The 26541-nt window shown below is 71.0% G+C and carries 22 protein-coding genes; 5 read left to right on the forward strand and 17 right to left on the reverse strand.

The features are described 5' to 3' along the window. Window positions 1-189: 189 nt before the first annotated feature. From AC07AZ_RS28335 to AC07AZ_RS28345, 3 genes are all read right to left on the reverse strand, one after another. The gene (locus AC07AZ_RS28335; protein ID WP_478852582.1) at window positions 190-2553 is read right to left on the reverse strand and encodes a GH92 family glycosyl hydrolase; all 2364 of its coding nucleotides are present in this window, start codon (window positions 2551-2553) and stop codon (window positions 190-192) included. 195 nt (window positions 2554-2748) lie between these two features. Next, window positions 2749-3180 carry a response regulator gene (locus AC07AZ_RS28340; protein ID WP_478852584.1) on the reverse strand — a complete coding sequence of 144 codons (432 nt, stop codon included), beginning with the start codon at window positions 3178-3180 and terminating at the stop codon, window positions 2749-2751. A gap of 3 nt (window positions 3181-3183) precedes the next feature. Continuing rightward, window positions 3184-3552 (reverse strand): hypothetical protein, encoded by a 369-nt coding sequence (locus AC07AZ_RS28345; protein WP_478852586.1) that lies wholly within the window; start codon window positions 3550-3552, stop codon window positions 3184-3186. Between the two features lie 118 nt (window positions 3553-3670). Between AC07AZ_RS28345 and AC07AZ_RS28350 the strand changes: the two genes are divergently transcribed. The 3 genes from AC07AZ_RS28350 (at window position 3671) to AC07AZ_RS28360 (ending at window position 7415) form a co-directional block, all read left to right on the forward strand. Further along, a complete protein-coding gene (locus AC07AZ_RS28350) occupies window positions 3671-5248 on the forward strand; it encodes a sensor histidine kinase (protein ID WP_478852588.1) in 1578 nt (525 codons plus the stop codon). Beyond that, window positions 5245-6444, forward strand: coding sequence for a PP2C family protein-serine/threonine phosphatase (locus AC07AZ_RS28355; RefSeq protein WP_478852590.1), 1200 nt, complete (start codon window positions 5245-5247; stop codon window positions 6442-6444). Before AC07AZ_RS28350 ends, AC07AZ_RS28355 begins: the two co-directional genes overlap by 4 nt. A gap of 593 nt (window positions 6445-7037) precedes the next feature. Further along, window positions 7038-7415 (forward strand): Imm32 family immunity protein, encoded by a 378-nt coding sequence (locus tag AC07AZ_RS28360; RefSeq protein WP_478852707.1) that lies wholly within the window; start codon window positions 7038-7040, stop codon window positions 7413-7415. Between the two features lie 165 nt (window positions 7416-7580). Here AC07AZ_RS28360 and AC07AZ_RS28365 read toward each other — a convergent pair whose 3' ends face one another. The 5 genes from AC07AZ_RS28365 to AC07AZ_RS28385 all read right to left on the reverse strand — a co-directional run bounded on the left by AC07AZ_RS28365 (window position 7581) and on the right by AC07AZ_RS28385 (window position 15233). Next, a complete protein-coding gene (locus AC07AZ_RS28365) occupies window positions 7581-9623 on the reverse strand; it encodes a glycoside hydrolase (RefSeq protein ID WP_478852592.1) in 2043 nt (680 codons plus the stop codon). A gap of 128 nt (window positions 9624-9751) precedes the next feature. Then, the gene (locus AC07AZ_RS28370; protein WP_478852594.1) at window positions 9752-11797 is read right to left on the reverse strand and encodes a beta-galactosidase; all 2046 of its coding nucleotides are present in this window, start codon (window positions 11795-11797) and stop codon (window positions 9752-9754) included. A gap of 142 nt (window positions 11798-11939) precedes the next feature. After that, a complete protein-coding gene (locus tag AC07AZ_RS28375) occupies window positions 11940-13277 on the reverse strand; it encodes an ABC transporter substrate-binding protein (RefSeq protein ID WP_478852596.1) in 1338 nt (445 codons plus the stop codon). A 77-nt stretch (window positions 13278-13354) separates the two neighbouring features. Next, a complete protein-coding gene (locus tag AC07AZ_RS28380; RefSeq protein WP_478852598.1) occupies window positions 13355-14302 on the reverse strand; it encodes a carbohydrate ABC transporter permease in 948 nt (315 codons plus the stop codon). A 4-nt stretch (window positions 14303-14306) separates the two neighbouring features. Then, window positions 14307-15233 (reverse strand): carbohydrate ABC transporter permease, encoded by a 927-nt coding sequence (locus AC07AZ_RS28385; RefSeq protein ID WP_356034194.1) that lies wholly within the window; start codon window positions 15231-15233, stop codon window positions 14307-14309. A gap of 369 nt (window positions 15234-15602) precedes the next feature. Here AC07AZ_RS28385 and AC07AZ_RS28390 point away from each other — a divergent pair, with 369 nt between their 5' ends. Beyond that, the gene (locus tag AC07AZ_RS28390; RefSeq protein ID WP_478852601.1) at window positions 15603-16604 is read left to right on the forward strand and encodes a LacI family DNA-binding transcriptional regulator; all 1002 of its coding nucleotides are present in this window, start codon (window positions 15603-15605) and stop codon (window positions 16602-16604) included. Between the two features lie 359 nt (window positions 16605-16963). On the opposite strand, the gene AC07AZ_RS28395 is transcribed toward AC07AZ_RS28390, so the two are convergent. Genes AC07AZ_RS28395 through AC07AZ_RS28415 form a run of 5 tightly spaced genes read right to left on the reverse strand, consistent with a single transcriptional unit; the run spans window position 16964 to window position 22497 of the window. After that, window positions 16964-18022: a histidinol-phosphate transaminase gene (locus AC07AZ_RS28395; protein WP_478852603.1), complete on the reverse strand. Its 1059-nt coding sequence runs from the start codon at window positions 18020-18022 to the stop codon at window positions 16964-16966. Window positions 18023-18025: 3 nt separating this feature from the next. Continuing rightward, a complete protein-coding gene (locus AC07AZ_RS28400) occupies window positions 18026-19045 on the reverse strand; it encodes a 3-oxoacyl-ACP synthase III family protein (RefSeq protein WP_478852605.1) in 1020 nt (339 codons plus the stop codon). Continuing rightward, window positions 19042-19695: an SRPBCC family protein gene (locus tag AC07AZ_RS28405; RefSeq protein ID WP_478852607.1), complete on the reverse strand. Its 654-nt coding sequence runs from the start codon at window positions 19693-19695 to the stop codon at window positions 19042-19044. Before AC07AZ_RS28405 ends, AC07AZ_RS28400 begins: the two co-directional genes overlap by 4 nt. Beyond that, on the reverse strand, window positions 19667-21484 hold the full coding sequence (locus AC07AZ_RS28410) for a thiamine pyrophosphate-binding protein (RefSeq protein ID WP_478852609.1): 1818 nt from the start codon (window positions 21482-21484) through the stop codon (window positions 19667-19669). Before AC07AZ_RS28410 ends, AC07AZ_RS28405 begins: the two co-directional genes overlap by 29 nt. After that, complete coding sequence (locus AC07AZ_RS28415) at window positions 21481-22497, reverse strand: GlxA family transcriptional regulator (RefSeq protein ID WP_478852611.1); 1017 nt, start codon at window positions 22495-22497, stop codon at window positions 21481-21483. The genes AC07AZ_RS28410 and AC07AZ_RS28415 overlap by 4 nt, the downstream gene beginning before the upstream one ends. Window positions 22498-23111: 614 nt before the next feature. On the opposite strand from AC07AZ_RS28415, the gene AC07AZ_RS28420 reads away from it, so the two are divergent. Further along, window positions 23112-23531, forward strand: coding sequence for an ATP-binding protein (locus tag AC07AZ_RS28420; protein WP_478852613.1), 420 nt, complete (start codon window positions 23112-23114; stop codon window positions 23529-23531). 167 nt (window positions 23532-23698) lie between these two features. Here AC07AZ_RS28420 and AC07AZ_RS28425 read toward each other — a convergent pair whose 3' ends face one another. From AC07AZ_RS28425 to AC07AZ_RS28440, 4 genes are all read right to left on the reverse strand, one after another. Further along, window positions 23699-24394 (reverse strand): hypothetical protein, encoded by a 696-nt coding sequence (locus tag AC07AZ_RS28425; protein WP_478852615.1) that lies wholly within the window; start codon window positions 24392-24394, stop codon window positions 23699-23701. A gap of 139 nt (window positions 24395-24533) precedes the next feature. Beyond that, complete coding sequence (locus tag AC07AZ_RS28430; RefSeq protein ID WP_478852617.1) at window positions 24534-24911, reverse strand: PASTA domain-containing protein; 378 nt, start codon at window positions 24909-24911, stop codon at window positions 24534-24536. Between the two features lie 489 nt (window positions 24912-25400). Beyond that, window positions 25401-25772 (reverse strand): hypothetical protein, encoded by a 372-nt coding sequence (locus AC07AZ_RS28435; RefSeq protein ID WP_478852619.1) that lies wholly within the window; start codon window positions 25770-25772, stop codon window positions 25401-25403. A gap of 161 nt (window positions 25773-25933) precedes the next feature. After that, a complete protein-coding gene (locus tag AC07AZ_RS28440; RefSeq protein ID WP_478852621.1) occupies window positions 25934-26506 on the reverse strand; it encodes a hypothetical protein in 573 nt (190 codons plus the stop codon). Between the last annotated feature and the right edge of the window lie 35 nt (window positions 26507-26541).

Raw genomic sequence — 26541 nt, forward strand, 5'->3', positions numbered from 1 at the left:
CCCCCCCCTCCCCCCCCCCCCCCCCCCCCCCCCCCCCCCCCCCCCCCCCCCCCCCACCCCCGCTCCCCCCCCCCCCCCCCCCCCCCCCCCCCCCCCCCCCGCACCCGTACGCCCGTTGTAAGTCCCCTCCGGTGAGGGCCCGTTGCGACCGCGGGTCGTGTTCCGCGGTCATGGCTCAGCCGAGCGCGGTCACCCCCGGTCACCGGTCGTGGACCGGTTCAGCGCGGGCGGCCCGGCCTCGGCGCCCGTGCCCCAGGCGGACGGTTCGCCGCCGACCGTGAACGCGAGCGACCGTATGTCCCGCAGGGCGCCGGTCGTCAGGTACGTGCGGCCGTACGCAGAGCCGTCGACGCGGGCCGACTGGATGTAGTGGCGGCTGTCGGAGGTGCCGGGCGCCGTCACGGTGAGCGCGCCGTGCGGGTAGTAGCGCCGGTCCAGCGTGAGGTCGACCCGCGAGAAGACCGGGGTGGAAAGGCCCCAGGTGTCGTAGCCGGGCTGCACGGGGAAGACACCGATCGACGACAGCACGTTCCAGGCGGACATCGTGCCGAGGTCGTCGTTGCCCGTCATGCCGGTCGGCGCGTCGGTGAACAGCGTGAGCGCCGCGTGCACCACGTCGGTGGTCTTCCAGGGCTGGCCGGTGGACAGGTAGGTGTACGGGGCGATCAGATCGGGTTCGTTCTGCGGGTTGTACCTGTCCGCGTTGTAGTAGTCGTACGGGCCGTTGACCCACACCTCGCGCGCGGTCTTCGCGGGGTCCCGCACCAGCTGGTCGTAGGCGAAGAACGAGTCCAGCCGGTCGTTCGCCGCCTGCTTGCCGCCGATCAGGTCGACCATGCCGGGCAGGTCCTGCGGCACGAGCCACTGGTACTGCCAGGCGGTGCCCTCGTGGAAACCCTCGCTGCGGGCCGGGTCGTCCGGGCCGGTGAAGGCGCCGGAGGCGTCACGGGCCCTGAAGAAGCCGGTCGAGGAGTCGAAGATCCTGCGGTAGTTCTGGGCCCGGGCGGAGTAGCGCGCGGCGTCCGCGGAGTGGCCGAGATCGCGGGCCATGGCCGCGAGCATCGCGTCCGACAACGCGTACTCCAGTGTCGCGGAGGCGCCGTGGTCGTAGTCGGAGTCGCCGGGCTTCACATGCGGGCGGTCGTGGATGTAGGGCGCGAAACCGTCCGCGATGTACTCCTTGTTGGCCTCGCGGCCCACGGCCGGTGAGTCGGCGGGCGGCACCCCGTCCGCGTTCTTCCTCAGGGCGCGGTAGGCCCGCTCCTCGTAGCCCTTCAGCAGACCCTGCTGGTAGGCGTTGGTGAGGAACGGGGTGACCGGGTCACCGGTCATGATGTTGGTCTCCACCGTGCCGTAGCCCCACTTGGGCAGCCAGCCGCTCTCCTCGTCGATCCTGATGACGGATATCGCCATGTCGCGGGCCTCGCGCGGCGCCAGCAGGGACAGGAGCTGGGACTGGGTGCGGTAGGTGTCCCACAGCGACCAGTTCTGGTAGTACGTGAATCCCCGCGCGCGGTGGATCCTCTGGTCCCAGCCGGTGTAGCGGCCGTCGGCGTCACTGCCGATGTTGGGCGCGAGGAACGACCGGTACAGGGAGGAGTAGAAGGTGCGCCGCAGGGTGTCGCTGGCGCCCTGCACGCGTACGCCGTCCAGGCGGTCCTCCCAGGTCCGCCGGGCGGCATCGCGTACCCGGTCGAAGGAACGGCCGCCCTCGGCGCGGAGGTTGAGGGCGGCGCCGCGGGCGTCGACGTAGGAGAGGGCGGTCGTCGCCTCGACCGTACGGTCCTTGGTGGTGTCGAAACGGACGTAGGCGCCGTCGCGTCCGCTCTTCGACCCGTCGGTGACGGTGGAGCCGTTCCAGGTGCCGTAGGCGGTGAACGGGCGGTCGAAGCGGGTGATCGTGTAGACGGTGTACGGCTTGGTGTCCTGGCAGAATCCGCTGCCCGTGATCGCGGTGCGCACGGTCCGGCTGTCGAGGACCTCGACCTTGGTGGAGACCGTCCGGTGCAGTGACTGGCCCGCGTTGAGCAGGACGTTGGCCTTGCCGGTGGCGGGGAAGGTGTAGCGCTGCACACCGGTGCGCGCGGTCGCGGTCAGCTCGGCGTCGATGCCCGTCTTCAGGCCGACCTTGTAGTAGCCGGGGCCGGCCTGTTCCGAGTCGTGGCTGAACTCCGCCTCGTACGTGGCGTAGTCCGTCTCCGTGACGTCACCGGTGGTCGGCAGCACGGGCAGGTCACCGCCGAGGCCGCAGCCGACGCCGGAGAGATGGACGAGTGAGAAGCCGCGGATGTGGTTCTGGGCGTAGTCGTAACCGGTGTTGTGACCGGTGTCCGGTGAGAACTGCACCATCCCGAACGGTACGGCCGCACCCGGATAGGTGTTGCCCTCGTTCTGGGTCCCGATGAACGGGTTGACGAGGTCGGTGAGTCGGGTGTCCTGCGCGGCGGCCGCCCCGGCCGCGGGGGCGACCAGGGCGGCGCCGAACAGGGCGGCCGCCACGACCACCGTCCCGGCGGCGCGCATTCGTCGGGTCGATCGCAGGGTCCATCGCATGGGCGGAAACGCCTCCCGGAAGCCAGACAACGTTGTCAGAGCGCGGGGTCATTCTTTGCGCCAGCACGTGTACTCGTCAAGGGGCCCGAACGTGAACGGAGTTGCGCGCTCCGTCCGCAACGCGCGCGTCTGGGCCGGGCGAACCGAGCGGGCCGTCCCGCCGTAGGAACTGCGGCCGGCCCGCGTCGGTGTGGGCTACGGTTTCGGGGGCTTGACCGCGATGTCGAGGTAGAACGCGTCGATGCTGCGGACCGCCGCCTCGAACTCCTCCAGATTCACCGGCTTGGTGACATAGGCGTTGGCGTGGTGGTGGTAGGCGCCGGTGACGTCGTCCGGGGCGGCGGATGTGGTGAGGACGACGACCGGAATGGTGCGCAGGTCGGCGTCCTCCTTCACCACCGCGAGGAACTCCCGCCCGTTCATCCGCGGCATGTTCAGGTCGAGCACGATGAGGTCGGGCCGCGGGTTCTCCGGGTCGCGCAGGTAGTCCAGCGCCGCGACACCGTCGGGTACCTGCGTGAGGTTGCGGGCACCGCGCTCGGAGAGGGCGTCCTGGATGAGCATGGCGTCGGCGATGTCGTCTTCGACCAGCAGGACGTCGTAGGGGCGGGTTGCGGCGGCGGCCATGAGTCACGTGCTCCGGGGGGTGGGATGGGGGGAGGGACGATGGGTGCTGTGGCTGATCAGTCCGGGCCAGCGGCGCCGGGCTCCCTGGCGGCTCATGCTCAGGGCCTGACCGATCTCCGGGTAGCCGGCGCCGCTCGCGGCGGCGGCGTGGGCGGCCTGGTCCTCCAGGCGCCGGGCGGCCCGTCTGACGTCGGCGAGGACCCGCAGACGCACCAGGGCGCGCGCACGTGCGTCGCCGACGCCTCCGCGTGACTCGCTCAGCGCGGGAGCGGAGTCCTGTTCGAGACGGCGGGCCAACTCGTCCACCAGCTGCATGACGAGAGCGGCCGCCTCCCCACCGGACGCGTGCGGAATGGGGGTGGGGCCAGACATGCGCCCACCCTACGGCGTCGGTCTCACCGGAGACAACATGTGTTGTCGGGCTCCCGGTACAGTTGCCCTGCCGCACACCCGGGTCGCGGTCACCGAACACGAGAGGCTGCGCACCCCGATGAACAGCAAGTCGTCCGGCGCCGAGAGCGCGTTCTCCACCTGGACGACCCGCCGCTGGCTGTGGGCGGGGGTCTCGGTCACGCTGATCGTGCTGGCGGTACTCGGGTCGCTGGGCGCCTGGGCGATGTGGCGTACCTCTCAGATCACCTCCGAGCTGGTGGACAGGCGGTCTCCCGCGCTGATCGGCTCCATGCGGCTGGAGCAGGCCCTGGTCAACCAGGAGACCGGCATCCGCGGCTACGGTCTGTCCGGCCGCCGCGACTTCCTCCAGCCGTACACGCAGGGCATGGCCGACGAGGAGACCTCCCTGCGGCGCCTGCGCCCCCTGGTGTCGGGCGACGCCCGGGCCCGCGCCGACCTGGCCGACGTGGAGGAACTGGCCGGCACCTGGCAGACGCGCACAGCGCGTCCGATCTCACTCGCCCCGGCCGCGCAGGCTGTGCGCCTGGCCACGGAGCGGGCGTCGGAGGGCAAGACCACCTTCGACTCGCTGCGTCGGGCCCTGGCCCGCCAGCAGGCCCACCTCGAGAGCGAGCGCACAGCGGCCAGGCATGAGCTGCGGCACGCGGTGAAACTGCGGAACTGGATGTTCACCGTCATCGCCGTCGTCATCGTCCTGGTGGCGTTCGCCGTCTTCGAAGGACTACGGCGGGGCATCACCGGCCCGCTCGCCCGGCTCGGCTCCGACGCGCGGGAGGTCGCCGGCGGCCGCTTCGACCTGTCCTTCGCCGGCACCGGCCCCGCCGACCTGCGGCAGCTGTCCTCGGACGTCGAGTCGATGCGTCGGCGCCTGGTGGAGGAACTGGAGTTCAGTGAAGCGTCCCGCACGCTCCTGGACGAGCAGGCGGCCGACCTGAAGCGGTCCAACACGGAACTGGAGCAGTTCGCCTACGTCGCCTCGCACGACCTCCAGGAACCGCTGCGCAAGGTGTCCAGCTTCACCCAGCTCCTCCAGCGGCGCTACGGAGACCAACTCGACGAGCGCGCCGACCAGTACATCGCCTTCGCCGTCGACGGTGCCAACCGCATGCAGGTCCTCATCAACGACCTGCTGGCCTTCTCCCGGGTCGGCCGGGTGCACAACGACCACCGGACCGTCGACCTGGAGCAGGTCGTGGGCAAGAGTCTCGACAACCTCAGTGTGGCCGTCGAGGAGAGCGACGCCGGGATCACCCACGACGCGCTGCCCACGGTGGTGGGGGACACGACCCAGCTGACCATGCTCTGGCAGAACCTGCTGTCCAACGCCATCAAGTTCCGCAGCCCCGACCGGCCGCCGCGCATCCATGTCAGCGCCGCGTCCGCGGACGGGATGTGGGAGTTCGCCGTCTCCGACAACGGCATCGGCATCGCCCCGGAGTTCCAGGAGAAGGTCTTCATCCTCTTCCAGCGGCTGCACACCAAGGACGCCTACCCGGGTACCGGCATCGGCCTGGCGATGTGCAAGAAGATCGTGGAGTTCCACGGGGGCACCATCAGGATCGACCCCGACCACCAGCAGGGCACCCGTATCCTCTTCACCCTTCCCGTAGTCGAGGCCGCGCCCGCGGCCCCGGAGAGAAAGACGCAGCCGTGACCGATCAGGCCGCAGGCCGCGCGGAGGGGTACCGCATCCTGCTCGTGGAGGACGACGACGGAGACGCCCTCCTGGTCGAGGAACTCCTCTACGACACCGGCCTCCCGTACACCCTCGCGCGATGCCGCACGGCCGCCGAGTCCCGCCGCGCGCTCGCGGCGACCTCCGTCGACTGCATCCTGCTGGACCTGCACCTCCCCGACGCGTCCGGCGTGCAGACCGTCCAGGCGGTCCAGCCGGACACCGAGGCCGCCATCATCGTCCTGACCGGCCTGGACGAGCTCCACGCGGGAGTCGAGGCGCTGGCCGCCGGCGCGCAGGACTACCTCATCAAGGGCAAGGTCGAACCGGACCTGATGCAGCGTGCCGTCCGCTACGCCGTCCAGCGAAAGCAGGCCGAGCGCGCCAACGCGGCCCTGCAGATCGGCCGGCTGCGGGCGCAGGAGAACGCACGCCTGGAACGCGGACTGCTGCCCGAGCCCCTGCTGTCCTCGGCCGCCGTCACCGCTTCCAGCCGCTACTACCCGGGGCGGGCGCAGGCGCTGCTCGGAGGTGACTTCCTCGACGTCGTGCAGACCGACGACGGGCAGGTGCACGCCGTCATCGGGGACGTCAGCGGCCACGGCCCCGACGCGGCCGCCCTCGGGGTGTGCCTGCGCATCGCCTGGCGGGCACTGACTCTCGGCGGTCACCGTGACCAGCATCTGCTGCACCTGCTGGAACAGATCCACATCGCCGAACGCACCGGCAGTGACCTCTTCACCACCTGCACCCTGATCACCCTCGACCCGGCCGGCGCCACGGCCACCCTGCACCTGGCGGGCCATCACGAGCCCCTGCTCATCACTCCGGGCGGTGTGCAGGAGGTCGCCGCGGCCCACGGCATCGCCCTCGGCATCGCACCGGGCCTGGGCAAGTGGCCGGCGACCACCCTCGCCCTGCCCGCCCGCGGTGCCCTGATCGCCTACACCGACGGTCTCGTGGAGGGCTTCGCGGACACCGCCGACGGCGCGCGTCTCGGCGTCGAGGGCCTTCTGAGCATCGTCGACGCGATCCACACGCCGGACCCGGGAACCCACCTCGACCAGCTCATCGCCCGAACCCGCACGCTCAACGCCGACCGGCACACCGACGACCTCGCGGTCCTGCGCCTCGACTGGAACACCGGCGCGCGCGGGCGGCCGGGACCCGGCTGATGTCAGCAGAGCAGGCCCGGGAGGGCCGCCGCCCGACGTTCGACGGACAGGCGACGGCCGCTGCTCCCCGTCAGGGCCGTCCCCGCCCACGGGATCCTTTTTGAACCCGCCTGCCGCGAGCGAGAGTTCGGCCCCGGGGGCAGGTCTCCGGTGTCCGATCGGGGCTGGGGCGGCCGGGTCAGGACCGGAGGGTGGCGATCTCCGGCGGCGTGAGCGGCCCTTTCACGCGTCGCGGGCCTCGAAGTGCGTTGCCCGCGTGGGCCGGTGGGGCTATCGGTTGCGGATGGCGGTGGTGGCGAGGAATCCGGTCGCCGCGGCGGTGATGAGGGCGCAGACGGCGAGGAGGGTGGTGCGGTGCATCGGCGGGGCCTTTCGGGTGTGGAGTGGGTCCTGTCTAACGCCGGTCGTGCCGTTGTGGGTTCGCCGGGGCGGCGATGTGGACCCGTTTGGATGCGGCCGAGGGTGTGAGCGGGCGCGGCTGAGGAGCGCCGGTCACGTCGTGGGGGTCTTCGCACCGTCGGTCCGTGCGGGCCCGCCGGTCTCCGATGCCACCCTGGACACATGACCGCGAAGGAGTGCCAAACGTGCGCCTGATGTCCGATCCGCTGTACGGAGAAGTGGTCCTCGCTGCTTCGGCGCAGGGGCTTGCCGCTCTGGCCGATGCCATAGCCGCCGGCGAGGGCTTCGTCGAGTCCTCACCACCAAAAGCCGGCGACACCCTCGTGGGCGTCGAGGTCAGGCAGGCCCCAGGCCCCGGCGTCCTGATCGTCGTGGACCCCTCGCGGCAGGTCCTCGTGATCAGCGGTGACCGCGACGGAAGGGCGGTCCTCGCGGACAACGTGCGGTCCATGGCGGCAGCCGAGGACGGCGGCCACCTCCACGTCGACCACTTCCCCGACCACCCCTACCTCGTCGAGGGATCACTGTCCCTCGTGGTCGACAGCCCCCACGGCGGCATGCCGCGCCGCTGAGCGGGCAGGCCGCAGCTCAGATCTCCCTGACGAAGACGACGACGTTCATCCTGCCTGCGCCGGCCGCACGAGCCACCCTCCCCGAACACGCCCGCAGCCCCGACCGGTTGTGCGACCGGCCGGGGCTGCGGGCGATGGGGGGTCCTGCGGAGTGGGTGTTGTTCGTCAGTCGCCGCTCGTCTGGTTGGTCACGTCCGTGATGGTCCAGCGCTGGTTGGAGCCGGAGTTGGGCTGCCAGGTGGTGACGGCCGCGCCCTCGTTCGTGGCCTGGCCGCCGACCTCCAGGACGCGGCCGGTGGCCTCGTTGACCAGGGTCCATGTGCCGTCGCCGGTGGTCGACACGATCCACTCGGAGGCTGCGTCGCGCTTGCCGGTGTCGGGTTCCACCACCGGTACGTTGTCGCGGACGGCCAGGCGCTTGCCCTCCGCCGGGTTGGCGAAGACGTAGCGCTGGCGGGCGCCGGTCTCGCCGTAGCGGGCGTCGAGCCGCCACTGCTGCGCGGTGCTGCCGTTGCCGGAGCCGATGGCCAGGTGGGTGCCGTCGGCCGTGACCGTGACCGACTTGCCGCTCTGTACGCCGGTCAGGGTGTAGGTGTGGCCCTTGCGGATCAGCGGGGCGTCCTTCGCGACGCCGGAGACGCCCCTGATGGTGAAGGACGTGACCGACTGGGCGGGCACGGTGAACGTGGCGGCGCGGTCGCTGACCCTGATCGGTGCCTGCTTCTGGAGCTTGCCGTCGGCGCTGGTGACGACTGGAGTGACGGTCGCGTCGCGGCTGACGGTGCCGAACTTGGACAGGTCGACGGTGACCGTGCGGGCCTCGGTGGTGCTGTTGACGTGGACGAGGGAGGCGCCCTTGCCGTTCGCGGTGACGGCGGCGGCGCTGGAGGTGTCGTTCGTCTTGATCAGCTTGTCGCCGGGCTTGATGAAGTGCGTGAAGTTGCGCGCGGTGTCGAACTTGGTGTTCGTGTGAATGGGGCAGGACTCGAGGGTGTCCGTGGAGGTGCAGCTGAACGGGAGCTGGATGCTGCCCCAGTTGCCGCCCTTGGCCGACTCGCCGCCCGGCTTCATGTTGTCGTAGTCCTCGACAGGCTGCCAGAACACCCAGGCCGTGGGCTCCAGTTCACGCAGGTCGTTCACCATCTGCTGGGCCAGCCCGAGGCCCGGCCGCATGTCGGTGAAGCTCTGTCCGTCGCCCCAGTCGCCCTCGACCTCGCTCATCCACAGCGGCTTGTCCGCGGCCTTCGCCAGGTCGCGCACGGTGGTGCGCTGTCCGGTGCCGTAGGTGTGGACGTTCATCTGGTCGACCAGGTCGCGCGAGGTCTGCGAGTAGGAGTTCCAGTTCGTCGCGAAAATGGACGGGTTGGTCTCGTCCATCGCCGAGATCTCCGCCTTGACCTTGGCCTTCTTCAGCGCGGGGGCCAGCGCGGCGAGGACCTTCTGCTGGAGTTCGGGGCCGATGTGCGCGCCCTCCTGGCGACCCGCGACCGGCTGTCCGTCCGTGCCGAGGCGGGTGCTCCAGTAGCCGGTGTTGGGCTCGTTGAACGGGTCGACGGTGTCGACCTTGATGTGCTCGGCCTTCTCCAGTCGCTTGGTCGCACCGGCCAGATAGGCGGCGAAGTCGTCGACCGAGTCGGCCTTCAGCTGGTCCTTGTTGGCGTCGAAGCCGCCGGAGACGTAACCGCTCTCGGTCATGAACCAGGGCGGGGAGTTGCTGAACGCCTCCCAGTGGGTGATGTCCTTCCTGATGCGGTCCACCCACCAGCGCTGGGTCGCGTCGGCGTTCTTGTTCCAGTCGGCCGGGTCGTCCGCACTCCACCAGTCGGTGTCTTCGCGGGTGGTGCCCGCGGGAGCCTGCCACCAGCCCTCGACGGCGCCACCGGCGCGCAGGTAGTCGGGCACGTCGGGCGCGTTGCCGCCGCCGATGTTGTACCGGGCTATGTTCAGCGCGAGGCCGTCGTCGCCGAACAGGAGCTTGGCGAGCTTCTCGCGGATCGCCGGCGGGTAGTCGCCGGTGGCGTTCGCGAACCAGACCAGGCTGGTGCCCCAGCCCTCGAACTTCTGCTGCTTGTACGACGGGTCCGGTGTCACGGTGACGGAGGCGGCTGCCTCGGCCTGTGCGGGGACGCTGAGCAGGGCGGCCCCGGTCGCCAGGGCCGTCAGTGCGGCGGCCCCGAGGGTCCGTCTGGTGCGGGTACGGCGTGCCATCGTGTGCTCCCAACTGTGAGGTGGTCGCTGCGATGTCCCCTCCCACCCGCGGGAGGGAGGGGACGGCCCTCCGGCGGTCTGCGCCGCCGGAGGAGTCGTGCGTGCGGGTGGCGCGTCCAGCGGGTGGGTCAGCCGGCCGGCCGGCGGAGTACGGCGACGTCTCGCGGTCCGAGGGTCAGGACTCCGTCGGTCAGGGCGGTGCCGTGCAGCACCTCCGCGTCGAGGCCGGGCACGCGCACGGCGGTGTCGGTGCGGTTGGTGAGGAACAGGTACCGGCTGTCGGCGCTTCTGCGGACGGTCAGCTCGACCAGTCCGCGGACATCGGCGGGCAGTTCGCTCTCCACGCCGGCCGGTTCGAGCAGGCGCGGCAGCAGGGCGGTGAGGCCCTCGACGCCCAGCCGGGTGGAGACGTAGGAGGCCGAACCGCCGCCCGTCGGCCGCCGGGTGACGGCGGGGCGGCCGGCCTGGGCGCCGGTGCTGTAGTGGGCCAGGACCTCGGTCTCCGGGGCGGTGACGGTGATCCGGTCGGTCCACACGGTGCCGGTGGTCGCGTCGTCCAGGGTGACGCTCTCCCCGGGCAGCAGCGGGCCGAACTCCTCGACGCGCAGGCCGAGAAGGTCACGCAGGGCACCGGGGTAGCCGCCGAGCCAGACGTGGTCGTTCTCGTCGACGACCGCGGAGAAATACGTCGTGATCAGGTGGCCGCCCTGCTCGGTGTACCGCGTCAGCTCCTTCGCGAGGTCGGCGGACACCATGTGCAGCACCGGGGCGATCAGCACCTGGTGGCGGGTCAGGTCGGCGCGGGTGGTGACGAGGTCGGCGCGGATGCCGAGAGCGAGGAGCGCCGAGTACCAGTCGAGCGCCTCCTGGCGGTAGTCGAGCAGGGAGGTGGGGTGTGAGTCCTGTTCGCTCGCCCACCACGACTCCCAGTCGTAGACGATGCCCACCCTGGCCGGCTCCCGCTCGGACCCGGCGACCGGGGCGAGGGCCTTGAGGGTCGCGCCGAGCCCGGCCACCGCGCGGAAGAGCTCGCTGTCCTCGCCTGCGTGCGGGACCATCGCCGAGTGGTACTTCTCGGCGCCGGCCGACGACTGCCGCCACTGGAAGAAGCACACCGCGTCGGCGCCGTGGGCCACGTGCAGCAGGGAGTCGCGGGCCAGGTCGCCCGGGCGTTTGGCGACGTTGACGGGCTGCCAGTTGACGGCGCTGGTGGAGTGCTCCATCAGGAACCAGGGCCGGCCGCCCGCGATGCCGCTGGTGAGGTTCGCGGAGAAGGACAGCTCGTCGCGGTCCTGGGGGCCGGGGTGGACGTAGTGGTCGTTGGAGACGAAGTCGATCTCCTCCGCCCAGTCCGGGTAGTTCATGCCCTTGGTGCCGCCCATCACCATGAAGTTCGTGGTGACGGGCACGTCGGGGGTGATCTCGCGCAGGATGTCCCGCTCGGCGCGCAGGTAGTCCTTCAGCGCGTCCGAGGAGAACCGCTTGAAGTCCAGCTGCTGCGTCGGGTTGGGGTGCGAGGCGGCCAGCCGGGGCGGCAGGATCTGCTCCCAGTCGCTGTAGCGCTGCGACCAGAACGCCGTGCCCCAGGCGTGGTTGAGGTCGGCGAGCGTGCCGTAGCGGGCGCGCAGCCAGACACGGAAGGCGCGGGCCGCGTCGTCGGAGTAGTCGTGGATGTTGTGGCAGCCCAGCTCGTTGGAGACGTGCCAGGCGACCAGCGCGGGATGGTCCTTGTACCGGTCGGCCATCGCGCGGACCAGGCGCAGGGCGTGCTCGCGGAACACGGGCGAGGTGGGCCGCCAGTGCTGGCGGGCGCCCGGCCACAGGGTCTCGCCGTTCGCCGTGACCGGCAGGATCTCCGGGTGGGCCGTGCTGAGCCACGGGGGCGGGGAGGCGGTGGCAGTGGCCAGGTCCACGCCGATGCCGCCCTGGTGGAGCAGGTCCATGACCTCGTCCAGCCAGGCGAAGTCCCACTCGTCCGCGCCGGGCTGGATGCGGGCCCACGAGAAGATCCCCACGGAGACGACGTTGACGCCGGCCTCGCGCATCAGCCTGACGTCCTCCTCCCACACGTCCCGGGGCCACTGCTCCGGGTTGTAGTCGGCGCCGTAGGCGAGGCGGGGGGCGGGGTCACCGTCCGCCCCGCTCCGCAGGCGGGACAGGAGGGTGGAGATCATGGCGGTCCTTCCGGAAAGTGGTGCACGGGGGCGGGGGGGGGGGGGGGGGGGGGGGGGGGGGGGGGGGGGGGGGGGGGCGGGCCCCCCCCCCCCCCCCCCCCCCCCCCCCCCCCCCGCCCGGCGTTCTCCTGCTCGGTTACTGCTACTTCTCGACGGTGAAGCCCTGCTCCTGGCCGTACTTGACCGAGGCGTCCTGCCACGACTTCAGCGCGTCCGCCAGCTTGGTGCCGGAGACGTAGGCCTTGCCGACCGTGTCGTTGAAGATCGAGTTGGCGTACTGCTGGAAGGGCAGGTACGACCAGTCGGACGCGACGTTGGCGGCGGACTCGGCGAAGATCTTGTTCGCCTCCTGGCCGCCGAAGTAGTCGAACTTGGTGTTCAGGAACTGAGTGGACTTCAGCTCCGCGGTGGTCGCCGGGAAGGCGCCCTGCTTGACACGGGTCTGCACACCGGCGCCGGCGTTCGCGTACTCGACGAAGGCATAGGCGAGTTCCTTGTTCTTGCCCAGCGCGGGCAGCGCCAGGGAGCTGCCGCCGTTCTCCGTGCTCGCCTTGTCACCCTTGGTCCAGGCCGGCATCGGGGCCGCTCGCCAGTCACCGGAGGCGTTCTTCACGCCGGTGACGAAGTTGGCCGGCATCCAGGCGCCGCTCGGCAGCGTGGCGATGGTGCCGTCGCCCAGGCCCTTGTACCAGTCGTCGGTCCAGCCGTAGACGGGCGCGACGAGCTTTTCGTCGATGAGCTTCTGCCAGGTGGCGGTGTACTTCTTGGCGCCCGCGTCGGCGAAGTCGATCTTCACCTTGGTGCCGTCGACCTTGTAGGGACGCGAACCGGCCTGCCACAGCAGGCTGGTGGTGAGACCCGCGTCGCCGGCGTCGGCGGCTATGTAGGCCTTGGGGTCGGCCTTGTGCAGCTTGCGGGCCGCCTCGACGTACTCGTCCCAGGTGGTCGGAACGGCGATCTTGTACTTGTCGAAGACCTTCTTGTTGTAGAACAGCGCCATCGGGCCGGAGTCCATCGGCAGGCCGTAGACGGCCTTGCCGTCACTGACCGCGTTCCACGGACCCGGGGTGTACTTGGAGGCGAGCTTGTCGGCGCCGTACGAGGACAGGTCCGTGAGGCCCTTGGTCAACGAGTACTGGCCCAGCGCGAAGTACTCGACCTGCGCGACGTCGGGGACGCCCTTGCCGGCGGAGATGGCGTTCGACAGGGCGGTGTAGTGCTTGTCGCCCGAGCGCTCGCTGACGAGGTTGATCTTGACCTTGGGGTACTTCTTCTCGAAGTCGGCGGCGACCGTCTTGAGCGTCGGCTCCCACGCCCAGACCGAGACCGTGCCGCCCTTCTCCAGGGCTGCCTGGATGTCTCCGGCCGAGACCTGCTTCTGCTCGGAGCTGTCGTCCGAGCCGCCGCAGGCGGTGGCGCCCAGGGCGAGGGTGGACAGGAGAGCGAGGCCGCGCAGGATGCGGCTGGTCTTTCTGCGCATGGAGGTGCTTCCGCTTCTTCGTGGGTGGGACAGGTGAGGGTGGGGATGGGCAGACGTGGGGCTGGAGGGACGCGAGGTCATTCCTTGACGCTTCCGGCGGAGAGTCCCGACTGCCAGTACTTCTGCAGCAGGAGGAAGGCGGCGATCAGCGGAAGGATGGTGATCAGCGAACCGGTGATCACCAGGTTGTAGATCACGTCGCCTCCGATGGTCTCCGCCTGCGAGTTCCAGGCGCTCAGGCCCAGGGTCAGCGGATACCAGTCGGAGTCCTTGAGCATGATCAGCGGCAGGAAGTAGTTGTTCCAGGTGGCCACCGTGGTGAACAGCAGGACCGTCACGAGCCCGGGGGCGAGCAGCGGCAGGGCGACCTGGAAGAAGGTGCGCACCTCGCCGGCTCCGTCTATGCGGGCGGCCTCGAGGAGTTCGGTCGGGATGGCCTCGGTGGCGAAGACCCACATCAGGTACAGGCCGAACGGCGACACCAGCGACGGGATGATGACCGCCCAGGGGGTGTCGGTCAGGCCCATCTTGCTGAACATCAGGAAGGTGGGCACCGCGAGCGCCGTGCCGGGAACGGCGACGGCGCCGATGACCACGGCGAAGACGCCGCGCTTGCCGAGGAAGTCGAACTTCGCCAGCGCGTAGCCGCCCAGCACGGCGAGGAGAGTGGCGCCGCCGGCGCCGAGTACGACGTACATCGCGGTGTTCAGGAGCCAGCGCCCGAAGATGCCGTCGTGATAGGTGAACGTGTCGCGGATGTTGTCCCACAGGGCGAAGTCGTGGGCGAACCACATCCCGGACGAATCGGCCAGGCCCGACTGGGTCTTGGTGGCGTTGACGACCAGCCAGATCAGCGGCACGACGGTGTACAGGACCACCAGTGCGGTCAGTACCGTGAGCAGCAGGCTGCGCCTGGGCCGCCCGGGGGAGTGCCGGCGCGGAGTACGCAGCCGTGGCGCGCTGTCGGCGGGGGCGGCGGCTTCGGCGGGCGGGGTCGGGGAGGTGGTGGTGACATGGGTGCTCATCGGGTCACGCTCCCTTGCGCATGCCGCGCAGCTGCACGACGTAGGCGATCACCATCGTGATCAGGCCCATGATGATGGCCACCGCCGCGGAGTAGTTCTGCTGCTGGCCGTTGAAGGACAGCGAGTACGTGTAGAAGTTCGGGGTGTAGTCGGTCGTGATGGCGTTCCGCGCCAGCGGCCGCAGGATGTTCGGCTCGTTGAACAGCTGGAAGCTGCCGATGATGGAGAAGATCGTCGCGATGACCAGGGCGCCGCGGATCGCGGGCAGTTTGATCGCGGTGATCATCCGGATCTGGCCGGCGCCGTCGATCTCCGCCGCCTCGTACAGGGAGGTCGGGATGACGCGCAGCGCCGAGTAGAAGATCAGCATGTTGTAGCCGACGAACTCCCACGTCACGATGTTGCCGATGGAGGCCAGCACCAGGTGGGGGGAGAGCGGGTCGGGCAGCGTGACGCCGAAGGCGTCGTTGATGTCGCCGACCAGGCCGTACTTGGTGCCGTACATGAAGCCCCACATCAGGGTGGCCACCACGGCGGGCACGGCGTACGGCAGGAAGATGGTGATCCGGAAGAAGCTCTTGCCGTACAGGCGCCCGCTGTCCAGTGCCAGCGCCACCAGCAGGGCGATGCCGAGCATGACCGGGACCTGCACGCACAGGAAGAGGGAGACCCGGCCGAGCGAGGCCCAGAACTGGTCGTCCTTCAGGGCCTGGGTGTAGTTGTCCAGGCCGACGAAGGTGTTTCCGCCGATGAGCTGGTCGCGGAAGAGGCTCAGGTAGATCGAGTACACGATCGGAGCCAGGAAGACCAGGGCGAACACGGCCACGAAGGGACCGATGAAACCCCACCCCGTCCAGGAGCGGCGGTCCCGTTTCGCCGGAGGCGGTGCCGGCCGCGGCTCGGCGGCCACCGGCGGTTGCAGCGTCGTCATGTCGTTCCTCGCTCGTTCACATTCCGGAACCGGTGGTGAACGGCCGGACGTTCGACGCGTGGGCCGTACCACCTAGATGTTTACGCAAACATCCATCGTCCCGAAAAAGCCGGGAGCTGTTATGTTTACGTAAACATCTGATGGCGGCATGTCTACACTGTCCCGTTGACGGGGGTCAAGGGTCCCCTGGGGAAACCGTGACGTGAGCAGCGGTGGAGAGGTGGCGGACAGCGAGTGGAGACGGCCGGAGGAACCCCGACGAACGGGCCGGGCCGGGCTGCGGAAGCGGTGTGCGGGCCCGCCGACGCGCCGGGTGACGGCCCGAAACCCGCCCCCGCACGCACCCGCGGCGGCCGGGCCAGCGCCTCCATGGCGGACGTGGCCCAGCTCGCCGGCGTGTCCTCGCAGACCGTCTCCCGGGTCTCCAACGGTTACGCCGGGGTGAACGAGGAGACCCGCCGCCAGGTGCTCGCCGCCATGAAGGAGCTCGGTTACCGCCCCAACAGTGCGGCCCGTGCCCTCAAGCGCGGCGAGTTCCGCACGATAGGCGTCATCACCTTCACGCTGTCCACCACCGGCAACGTACGCACCCTGGAGGCGATCGCCACCTCCGCCGCGGCCGAGGGATACGCGGTGACCCTGCTGCCGGTCGCCATGCCGACCCAGGACGAGGTGCAGGGCGCCTTCTCCCGCCTGGAGGAACTCGCGGTCGACGCGGTCATCGTCATCATGGAGGTCCACCTCCTGGACGCCGCGACCGTCACACTCCCGCCGCACGTCCAGGTCGTGGTCGTCGACTCCGACGCCGGCGACCGGTACACGGTCGTCGACACCGACCAGAGCGGCGGCACCCGTACCGCCGTACAGCATCTGCTCGGCCTCGGACACCGGACCGTATGGCATCTCGGCGGCCCCGAGGGCTCGTTCGCCGCACAGCGCCGCACCGACGCCTGGCGCGCCGCCCTCGCCGAGGCCGGTCGCCCCGCCCCACCCCTCGTCCGAGGCGACTGGTCCGCGGAGTCCGGCTACCGCGCCGGCCTCGAACTCGCCGCCCGGGACGAGTGCACCGCCGTCTTCGCGGCCAACGACCAGATGGCCCTGGGCCTGCTGCGCGCCCTGCACGAACGCGGGCGGCGGGTGCCCGAGGACGTCAGCGTCATCGGTTTCGACGACATCCCCGAAGCGGGTTCGTTCCTCCCCCCGCTCACCACCCTCCACCAGGACTTCGCCGAGGTGGGCCGCCTCTGCGTCGAGGCGGTGCTGCGCAACATGCGCCTGGGCGGAGCGCAACGCGGGACGACGCTCGTACCCACCCGCCTCGTCCTGCGGTCGAGTACGGCTCCGCCGCGGGGGCGCGAGACGGGGGCCTGAGACGTCACCGTCATCCGCGCACGGTGCGGAGCGGCCGGAGGGACCGGAGCGACCGCGGTCCCATGCCGACGCCGTGCCACCACACCACGGCCTTCGCTGTGGCGTGACGCCGCTTGCGTGGTGCGGCCGACCGGTACGACGACCGCGAACTCGTCCGGCTGCTGGTCGACCTGGCGAAGGCGCAGCGCGGCGGACCCTGTTCCCAGAGTTCGGCGACGAGTTTCTCCCCCGGCCCCTCCGCGACGATCCGCGGATCTGCGCGACCGCCCACCGGGCGGGCCTGCCGGACCGGGACGACGAACAGGCCCGGCTGCCACTGCGTGCCGCCGCTGTGACCGGGCTCCGCCCGGCAGCCGGCTCTACGCGGTGATCACCCCGTCGGATCGGGCTGCGCTCAGCGCGCCGCTGCCTGACCTGCCCTCCCCGCCCACGGCCGCCAGCGCGGTGCGCACGGCGTCGTTGGCCTCCCGGCTGCCGACGGTCAGCCGTATGCCCTCGCCGGGGTAGTGGCGTGCCTGGACCCCGACGGCGGCGAGCGCGGCGGCGCCGTCGTCGATCGGGTCGGGCGCGGCCAGCCAGAGCGAGTTGGTGTGGCTCGGGCGGATGTGCCAGCCGAGGGCGAGGAGTTGCCGCCGTAACCGCTCCCGTTCGGCGACCACGCTCTCCACCCGCCGCTCCAGCTCGTCGCCGGCCCGCAGCGAGGCCTCCACCGCGGCACTCGCCACCGCGTTGATGCCGAAGGGAAGTTGCTGCCGGCGGACGCGCGCCACCAGGTCGGGCGAGCCCAGTCCGTAACCGACCCGCAGGGCCGCCAGGCCGTAGGCCTTGGAGAAGGTGCGCAGGACCAGCAGGCCGGGGTGCGCGTCCAGGAGCGCGAGCGTGTCCGGCAGCCGGGGGTCGCGGGCGAACTCCACGTACGCCTCGTCCAGCAGCACGGTCACGTGCGGGGGGACGCGCCGCAGGAACTCGGCCAGGTCGTCCGCGGTGACCAGGCTCCCGGTGGGATTGTGCGGATTGCACAGCACCACGACGCGTGTGCGGTGGTCGAGCGCCGCGAGCAGGGCGGGCAGATCCTGGCTTCCGTCCGGGCTCAGCGGCACCGCGACGGGCCGGGCGCCCACCATGGACGCCAGCAGCGGATACGCGTCGAAGGTGCGCCACGCGTAGACCATCGAGTCACCGCGCTCGACGACCGCGTGCAGCAACTGCAGTGCCACGCCCACCGATCCGCTGCCGACCGCGACGCGGGCTGTCGGCACCCGGCACCACGCGGCGATCCGCCCGGTCAGGTCGTCGGGGTGGAACTGCGGGTAGCGGTGGGCCTCGGCGACGGCCTCCCGCATCGCCTCACGCACCGAGGGCAGCGGGGGATAGGGGCTCTCGTTGAGGGCCAGCCGGTGCAGTACGGGGATGTCCATCGGTCAGCTCCGCCCACCGTGCCAGCGGACGGCGACCGCGCCGGCGAAGTCACCGGCGTGGGCGAAGCCGCCGAGCACCACGAGGTCACCGTCCTCGACCTGCCCGGAGCGGATCGCACGGTCCAGCGTGACCGGGATCGCCGCGCCGAACAGGTTCCCGCAGTCGTCGAAGGTGTTGAGGTGCCGTTCGGCGGGGAGTCGCAGCGCCTCGCGCCAGTTGCGCAGGAACGTTCGGTTGGGCTGGTTGGTGATGAGGGCGTCGATGTCGGTGGTCGCGACCCCGAGACGCCGGCACAGGTCCGTGACCACCTCGGGCACCAGGCGGTTCCCGCGGGCCAGCACCTTGGCGACACTCGCGTCGGTGAAGCCGATCCGGAGCTGGGACTCGCCCGGCTCCCAGTACTTGCGGCCGTCGTCGAGCGCCACCGTCATGTCCCCCGCGTACGCGGCGATGTGCCGTGTCTCCACGTCGAGGACCGGGCTGTGGGCCGACGTCGTCAGGTATCCCACGCCGCAGCCGTCGCCCGGGATCGCGGCCTGGGCGAGCCGGCGCACCTCGGACTGGGTGAAGCACTGTCCCGCCGCGCTCTGCGCGTTGCAGATGAGCGCGGTCCTCGCGTCGGTGGTGGAGAGGATCTGCCGGGCCAGCTTCAGCATGTACACGAACGACGCGCAGCCCGCGTTGGCCACGTCGACCAGCCACTCCGGATTCAGTCCGAGCCGGCGCGCCACTTCGGTGCCGGCGCCCACGAACGGCAGGTCCGGCAGCTGGCTGTGGACCAGCAGCACGTCGACGCCGCGGATCTCGTCGCTGCCGTGGCGTTCGATCAGGGGCTGTACGGCCCGCTCGACCATGTCCGCGTTCGTCTCGTCGGCGGCGACGTGGTGCCGTGCCGGCGGCACCTTGAACATGGGGTGGTCGCGGAGCTTGTCCTCGGCTCCGGGGTAGCCGGTGTAGAACGCGGCGGGTACCGGCTCGCCGGGCAGGTAGCTCGCGACGTCGGCGAGGCTGACCGTGGTCACCGGGCCACCGCCTTCGCCGGTGCCACACTGACCGGCAGACCGTTGCGGTGGCGGTACTCCAGGATCGCCTTGAGGTTGTTCATCTCCACGGTGTGTCCCGCGTAGAAGAGGTCCCAGAAGTCGCCGACCCAGGCCCGGTCCGGGCGCGGAGCCTTGTCGGGGTGCGGGTTGTCGTCGTAGTAGGGGTGCCGGCAGTTGGTCCAGGTGATCACCGATCCCGGCTTGTCGAGCACCAGCGCGGCCGGCACGACCCGCATCAGGTAGATCATCCAGAGCTTGTCGCCCTGGTCCCACGAGCAGTGGTAGTCCACGGTCAGGGCGTCGGGGTTGGCGACGACCTCGCAGTAGATCTCGGTGTCGTCCTCGAGTCGGTCGTGGCCCACCCACAGGCCGGGCGTGCCGGAGGGCGCGAAGTCCCGCAGGCTGCACGTCCATTCCTCCAGGTGGTGTCCCTGGCTCAGATAGTCGTAGGCCTGCTCGGGAGGGCAGTCGACGTACGCGTGGATCGTGCAGTACTGGCCGTAGACCTGGTCGTGGGGGTAGACGGCGTGGGTGAGGTCCATGCAGTGCGCGGTCAGCTCCTCCTTGCCGGGGTTCTCGATCCGCATCAGACCGGGGATGTCAGCCAACGGGGACGACGCCTCGCTCATGGGGGCACTCCTTGCTCTCGGTTGTCGTTTCAGGGCTGTCGGTGGGTTCGGTGGCTTCGGCGGGATGCCTGACCGGGGGTGTCGCCTCGGCCGGGCTGAGCGGCCGGAAGGACCGGAAGGGGAGGAACGGCGGGATCTCGTGGGGGTCGCAGTCCACGGTGACGAACGCCGGGCCCGCGCCCGCGTTGCCCCGCAGCAGCGCCTGGCGCAGGTGAGCCGCGTCCGCCGTGCCGGTGACCTCCAGCGACGGGAAGGCGGCGGCCACCGCGGCGGCGATGTCGGTCGGGGCGAACAGGTCGTCGTCGCGGCCCCCGCCCTGGAGGTACTCCTCACGTACCGCGCACATGGCGTGTGCGTTGTTGTTGAAGATCACGAAAGTGACGGGCGCGGAGTGCTCGACGGCGGTGTGCACTTCCATCCCGTGCATGAGGAAGGCTCCGTCACCGGCGAGGACGTAGGTACGCCGGCCGGTGGCGAGCGCGGCGCCGATGCCGGCGCCGAAGGTGTAACCCATGCCTCCCATGCCGAGCGCCACGACGAAGCGGCCGTCTCGCGGCGCGGGCAGGAGATGGATCGCGCTGGCCCCCGTGTTGCCGGCGTCCACGAAGACATGGGCGTGGTGGGGGAGGGCGGCGTCCACCGCGGCGACCGCGTCGGCGTAGGGAACGGTGGGCCTGGGAATCCGCGACACCGGGCCCGGCGTGGGAGTGGGGAGCGGGCCGGCGTGCGGCGGGCAGGTCCGGGGGAGCGGCGGGAGCCGGTCGGTCACCGCGCGCAGCGCCTCGCGCAGGTCACCGCCCAGAGTGGTGCCCTCCACGAACGGCGGCTCGGGCCCCAGGCACACGACTTCGGTGCCTGCCAGGGCCTGGTCGAGTCCGCCGCGGGCCAGCAGCGGCAGCCGGGTGCCGGCCAGCACGCACACGTCGGCCCGGCGCAGGCAGTCCTCGACGTTGGCATGGCCCATCACTCCCGCGACTCCGGCGAACCGGGGATCGCGGTTGTCGAAGACGTCCTTCGCGTCGGGGGTCACCGCCACCCAAGCCCCCAGCCGCCGGGCCAGTTCGGCCAGCTCCGTGCGCGCGTCGGCGGCGGCGACGTCCTCGCCGGCGATGACCAGGACCCGGCCGGACCCGCGCAGGGTGTCCGCCACGGAGGTGAGGGCCGCGTCGTCGAGCCGCGGCGTCGACGCCGGCGCACCTCGTGCCGGTGCGGGGCGGCCCGGTGGGCGGAACTCCGCCTGCTGTACGTCCTTGGGCAGCAGCAACACGGCGGGCCCACGCGGATGCGTCTGGGCGGCCGCCAGGGCGCGGGGCAACAGCTCCGGCAGTGTGCCGGCGTCGTCCACCCGGGCGCAGAACCGGGAGACCGGGGCGAAGACCTCCCGGGCGTCGAAGGAGCCCGCCCTGCCGCTGGAGTCCTGGAACGCTCCGCGGCCCTCCTGGCCGGTCGGGGGCTGTCCGACCAGGGCGAGCACGGGCACCCGGGAGGCATGCGCCTCGGCCAGGCCCGGGACGAGGTTCATCGCGCCGCCGCCCGAGGTGGCGGCGACCACGCCCAGGCGCCTGGTGGTGCGGGCGTACCCGTCGGCCATCGTGACGGCGGCGAACTCGTGTTTGGCGACGACGCCGCGGACGGCGCCGCCGCGGTGGACGGCGTCGTACAGGTCCTCGATGTTCGCGCCGCCGACGCCGAACATGTGGGTGACACCCGACCGGGCGAGTTCCCTCGCCAGGTAGTCGACCATGCGTATCGCCGCTGGCTCGGGGGTGTCCGAGGTCGTGGTGGTCATACGGGGCTCCTGTCCGTCTCGTGGTGCCGGTCGGTGAGGCCGGACGGTGAGATGAGCTGAAAGCGGTGCCGGTACTGCTTGGGGGTGAGGCCCAGGGTTCGTCCGAAGGAGCGGAAGAAGGTCTCGGGGGCCGGGAATCCGCAGCGCCGCGCGACCTGACTGATCGTCAGATCGGTGGTCTCGAGCAGTTCGCGGGCGCGGGCGATGCGCTCCCGCTCGACGTACTGCCCGGGGGTCTCGCCCACCTCGCGCCGGAAGACCCGGGCGAAGTTGCGCAGGCTCATGTTGGCGCGCCGGGCGATGTCGGCCACGGGCAGTGGGTTGTGCAGGTTGTGCAGGATCCACTCCTGCGCGGCCCGGATCGGCGGATGGTCGGCCAGCTGCGCGTCGAGGACGGCGCTGAACTGCGGTTGCGCCGCGGGCCGTTTGAGGGACAGCACCAGGAACCGAGCCGCCTCCAGCGCGAGCGGCGCTCCGTGGTCGGCCTCCACCAGGGCCAGTGCCATGTCGATCCCGGTCGACACGCCCGCCGACGTCACGTAGGGGCCGTCCCAGACGAAGATCGGTTCCGCGTCCACCGTCACGTCCGGATAGCGGTGGGCCATCGCGTCCGTGTACGCCCAGTGCGTGGTCGCGTGTCTGCCGTCGAGCAGGCCGGCCTCGGCCAGCAGGAAGGACCCACCGCACACGGAGGTGACCCGGCGGGAGCGGGCCGCGGCCCGGCGGATCCAGGACAGCAGCGCCCGGTCCTGGAGGGCGCTGTTGAGGCTCCACCCGCCCGGCACCAGGAGCGTGTCGATCGGTCCGTCGGCCGCCTCCAGCGGCAGGGCTTCCACGATCACACCGGAACTCGTGCGTACCCGTGGGCCGTCGGCGGAGACGAGGTCGATCCGATAGGGCATGCCCGGAGAGGCGAGAAGCCGGTTGGCGGTATCGAACACTTCAATCGGTCCGGTGATGTCCAGGGCCAGTGCGCCCGGGTACACCACCACAACAACACGTCGCTCAAACACGATCACACCCTGTATCGGGCGTGGTACTGACTGCAATGCCAGATTATTGACGTATCCGGCCAACGCTCGGTCGACGACTACCCAAAAGGCGAACTGACCAGGCAGTTCAAGTTCCGGCCCGGAAAGGGGTGGGTGAGGCGGCTCACAACGCGGTGGCTGGTTTCCCCGGGTGGTCGACGGCTTGATCCGGAGAGCGGGTGGACTGCGTGCCGAGGTGGCCGGCGGCGCGTCGCCCTGCGGTGACCCGGTGTGCGGTCGCGCACGTCAGCCGCGCTTGCGTGTTCTCCGGTGCCACTGGCTCGGGGCTGAGTACGCCGTCAGCCGTTGGGAAGCGCTTTCGGCCGGGGTCAAAACCAGAAGTCCGGGCCGCCGGAAGGTTGTAGCGGGCAACCTTCAAGGTAAATGGTTGAATGTCGACGCCACCGTGCGCGGTTCCGGGCCGTTCTCCGGGGTGCGCCGAAAAGCGGCGGCCTTTTCTTCACGAGATCTCCCGATCAGGCTCGAATGCGGGATGGTTCAAAGCTGAGATACGGGTAACCGACTCTTATGGGACGCCGGCCGCGGACAGCCCGGCCGCGATCGGCAGGCAGCAACGGGCCGCGGGGTGGAAATTCATGAACACCAAACCGTCCGTCGCCCAATGCGTTTCGCGCTTTCCGGCCGTCGCCGCGAGCATCGCCGCGGCCCGGGACTGGGCCAGGGCTTGTGTGCAGGACTTCGGTGGCCCGCTGCGCCAGCACCGCGTCATCGAGGCGGCGGAACTGCTGGTCTCCGAACTGATCACCAACGCGATCCGGCACGGCGCCGGCTCTCCCGTGATCCGCCTGACGTGGAACGGACGGATGCTCCGGATCGCCGTCAGCGACCGTGGTGCCCGCTGGCCACGACTGCGCACCGCCGACGCCGCCGAGCCCGGAGGCTTCGGCATCCGGATCGTCGAACAACTCACCCAGCGCTGGGGTGTCACACCGCTCGACACCGGCAAGACGGTCTGGGCCGAGCTCAGCCCGCCCGCGCGCCCGGCTGCCACCTGACGGACGCCGGACGACTACGGCCCGGAACTGCGTACGTCCCGGCCCCGGCGCTTCGTCGGCTGCCCGCCCGCACGGACCGCATCGACCGCTGTGACCAACCCCGCCAAGGACCACACGGCCTTCGGCAAGCCGGACCCGCTCGTCGTGGGCGCCGCGAACACCCTCATCTACCACGCCAGCTTCTCCCATTCCGCCTCCACGCTCCAGGTCCGCGCCCCCAGCGCGAAGTCCGCGAACACGGCGACGACCTGGTCGAGATCGCGCAGCACACACCGGTAGTGGCGATCAGCCGAGCCGTCTCGGTGCTCGACGCCGAAGCCCCCCGACTCCACCCCGGCACGCGACCCGGCCCCCACCTGGACGTACCGCCCGGCGTCTCCCTCCAGGATGACGAACCAGTTGTCCGCCGACAGACCCCGCACCACCCGCTCGACCGTCTCGGGGTCCGGATCCTCCACCGGCAGGCCGGTGCACGACTCCAGCCGCAACGCCCTTCGTCCGCGCAGGCCGGGCGGGACATGCACCACCCCTGCCTGCGGGTCGAAACAGACCAGACCGTGCTCACCGGCCAACTCGATCACCCGCGGAGCCACCACCGCGACACGACTCCATCCCATCGCCATCAGCACATGCTCCCCGGAGACATCCAGCCCCGCCGACCACGGGGAGGCCGGATCGGCCGCCGCGCCCGTGCCGTCAGGCAGTTGGGGGAACTCCGCGACCAACGCCCCGTGGAAACGCGCCACTGCCGGATGCCCGACCGCCGCCCCGGACGCACCCGCGCACATCCGCTCGTACGTCCGCTGGGCTTCGGCGCCCGACGGACGCGTCCGCTCGAACCACACCGCAAGATCAAAACTCATGACGCCCCTGTCCCCTGGAATCCCGCCCCGATCGCGGGCGATCCTAGGCGACACCACTGACAGCTCCGGCACCTCTCACGAGACGCTGGACTCCTCCAACTCCCCTGCTGCGCGCGGTGAATGGATGGTGCTCACCGTTCTACTGGCCAGGCACGGTGAGCGTCACGGTGGCGCCCGTCCTCAGCGGGGTGCCGGGGGCCGGGGACTGGGCGGTGACCTTGAGGGAGTCGTCACCGATCCGGGAGTCGTCACTGAACGCCATGCCGTAGTCCAGTTCGGCGAGCCGACCGCGCGCGTCGGCGACGGTGAGTCCCCTGAGGTCGGGCGCGATGCCCCGCGCCGCGGTGGGGCTCTCCTTGCCGTCGGTCGTCGGGGAAGCGGCGACTGTTGTCGGCGCCGGTGCCGGCGCGGGCGCGTCGTCGTTGCTCTGGCAGGCGGCCAGTGGACCGCAGGCGAGCAGCAGGGCGGTGATGGCGAGGGCGGCGCGGCGGGCAGGGCGAGGGCGGACGTGGTGCATGAAGTACTCCCCGTAAGTGGTGCGTGACGTGCTGCACCCAGGGTGGCGGGCGGCGCACGCCGGGCGCCATACGCCGGGCGAGGTAACCCGCGGTCCTGCCGCTTCCGCAGATCAGCAGATCCTGTGCGGTCTGGGGTCTGCGGTCTGCGGTCTGCGGTCTGCGGTCTGCGGTCTGGGGTCTGGGGTCTGGGGTCTGCGATCTGCGATCTGCGGTCTGCGGTTTGCGGTTTGCGGTTTGCCGTCTGCCGGTCCATCGCCGTCGACGGTGGTGCGGCGGACGCCCGCCGGTTCCGGCCGACCCCGCCCCACCGGGCGTCCGGCCCGCTCGCGCGCTTCAAGGGCAGGCGCTACGACACTCCTCTCCTGCCCCGGGACTCCGGGGGATCAGGTGGAGCGCGGCGGCGGCCCACCTACCGCAAGTGGAAGCGGTCGCTGGACAGCGGAGGTGAGGTCAGGCGGGCCTTGGGGGTGTCGTCCCGGCCGTCCCGGTCACTTCCGCCCCGGGCTCACCGCGACCCGGAGCTTCGACGCCGGCCCCACCGCAGGCGGCGACGACAGCGAGCAGCCGCTCCGGAGGGGTGGCAACACCTGGCCGAGGGCGATGAGGAGGAGCCCGGCAAGCGCGAGGGCGTTCGCGCCGAGGAAGCGGACCTCCCAGGAGGCGCTCGGCAGGATTCGAAAGTAGAAGAGGCCCTGAAGAAGGGGGGAAGCCCCCACGAGTTGTGCACCCAGGGCGTGGAGCCGGGGCCTGGTCACGCGACGGCGCGCCGCCGGCAGGATCCAGCCCGTCTGGAGCGTCACGATCCCCGCTGCGATCGCCAGCAGACCCATGAGCATGCCGGTTCCCACCATCCACGCCATGGGCCACCCGCCGTCGTTCAAGTGAGGTCCGAGAGGCGGGTGACGCCCGGCTCGGAGACGTCCACACGGGCGCCGGACCTGATAGTGCCTGAGGATGCCGCCGCCAGGCAATCTGCCCGCGTCTCCGGTGCCGTCGGCACCCGGCCCGTCGCCGGTGAACCCTATTGCCAACAGGTGGCCGCGCCGCCGTCCCGCTCGGTGCCGACCGACACCGCGTAGACGAGGCCCGTGCCGGTCTCCGGGTCCGGCTCCGGCTCCGGCTCCGGCTCCGGCGAGAAGCCTTCCGTACGGAAGCCGACGCTCAGCAGCAGGTGCCGGCCCTGCTCGGTCCTGGTCCAGCAGACGCCCTCCACGGTCGCCGTCGCTGCCCCGGCGTCAGGGTCCTTTTCGACGTGCCAGCCGGCCGCCGCCGCGGCCTTCGTGTAGTGGGCGATGACAGCGTCGGGCCGGTCTGGGACGGCGTACAGGCGGTCCGCGTGCAGCCAGGGCGCCCCGCTGCTGTCGTCGTCACATCCGGTGGTCACGCCGACGCCCCGGTAGTGGGCGGGAGTCGTGGCGTGGGCGGGCGCTGCCGCGAGGAGCGGCTGCGCCGCCAGCCGCCGGAGTTCGGCGTCCGTACCGTCGTAGCCGTCGCCGTCGACGACGGAGCACGCGCTGAGGAACGTGGCCAGCAGGGGAAGCGTCGCCGCAGCCGGCACCGCGCGGCTGCCGGCGGACGGAGAGGTGAAGGACAACGGTGCTCCAAATCGGGTGGCGGATCGCCTGCCTT

The sequence above is a fragment of the Streptomyces sp. NPDC043878 genome (assembly GCF_056435735.1).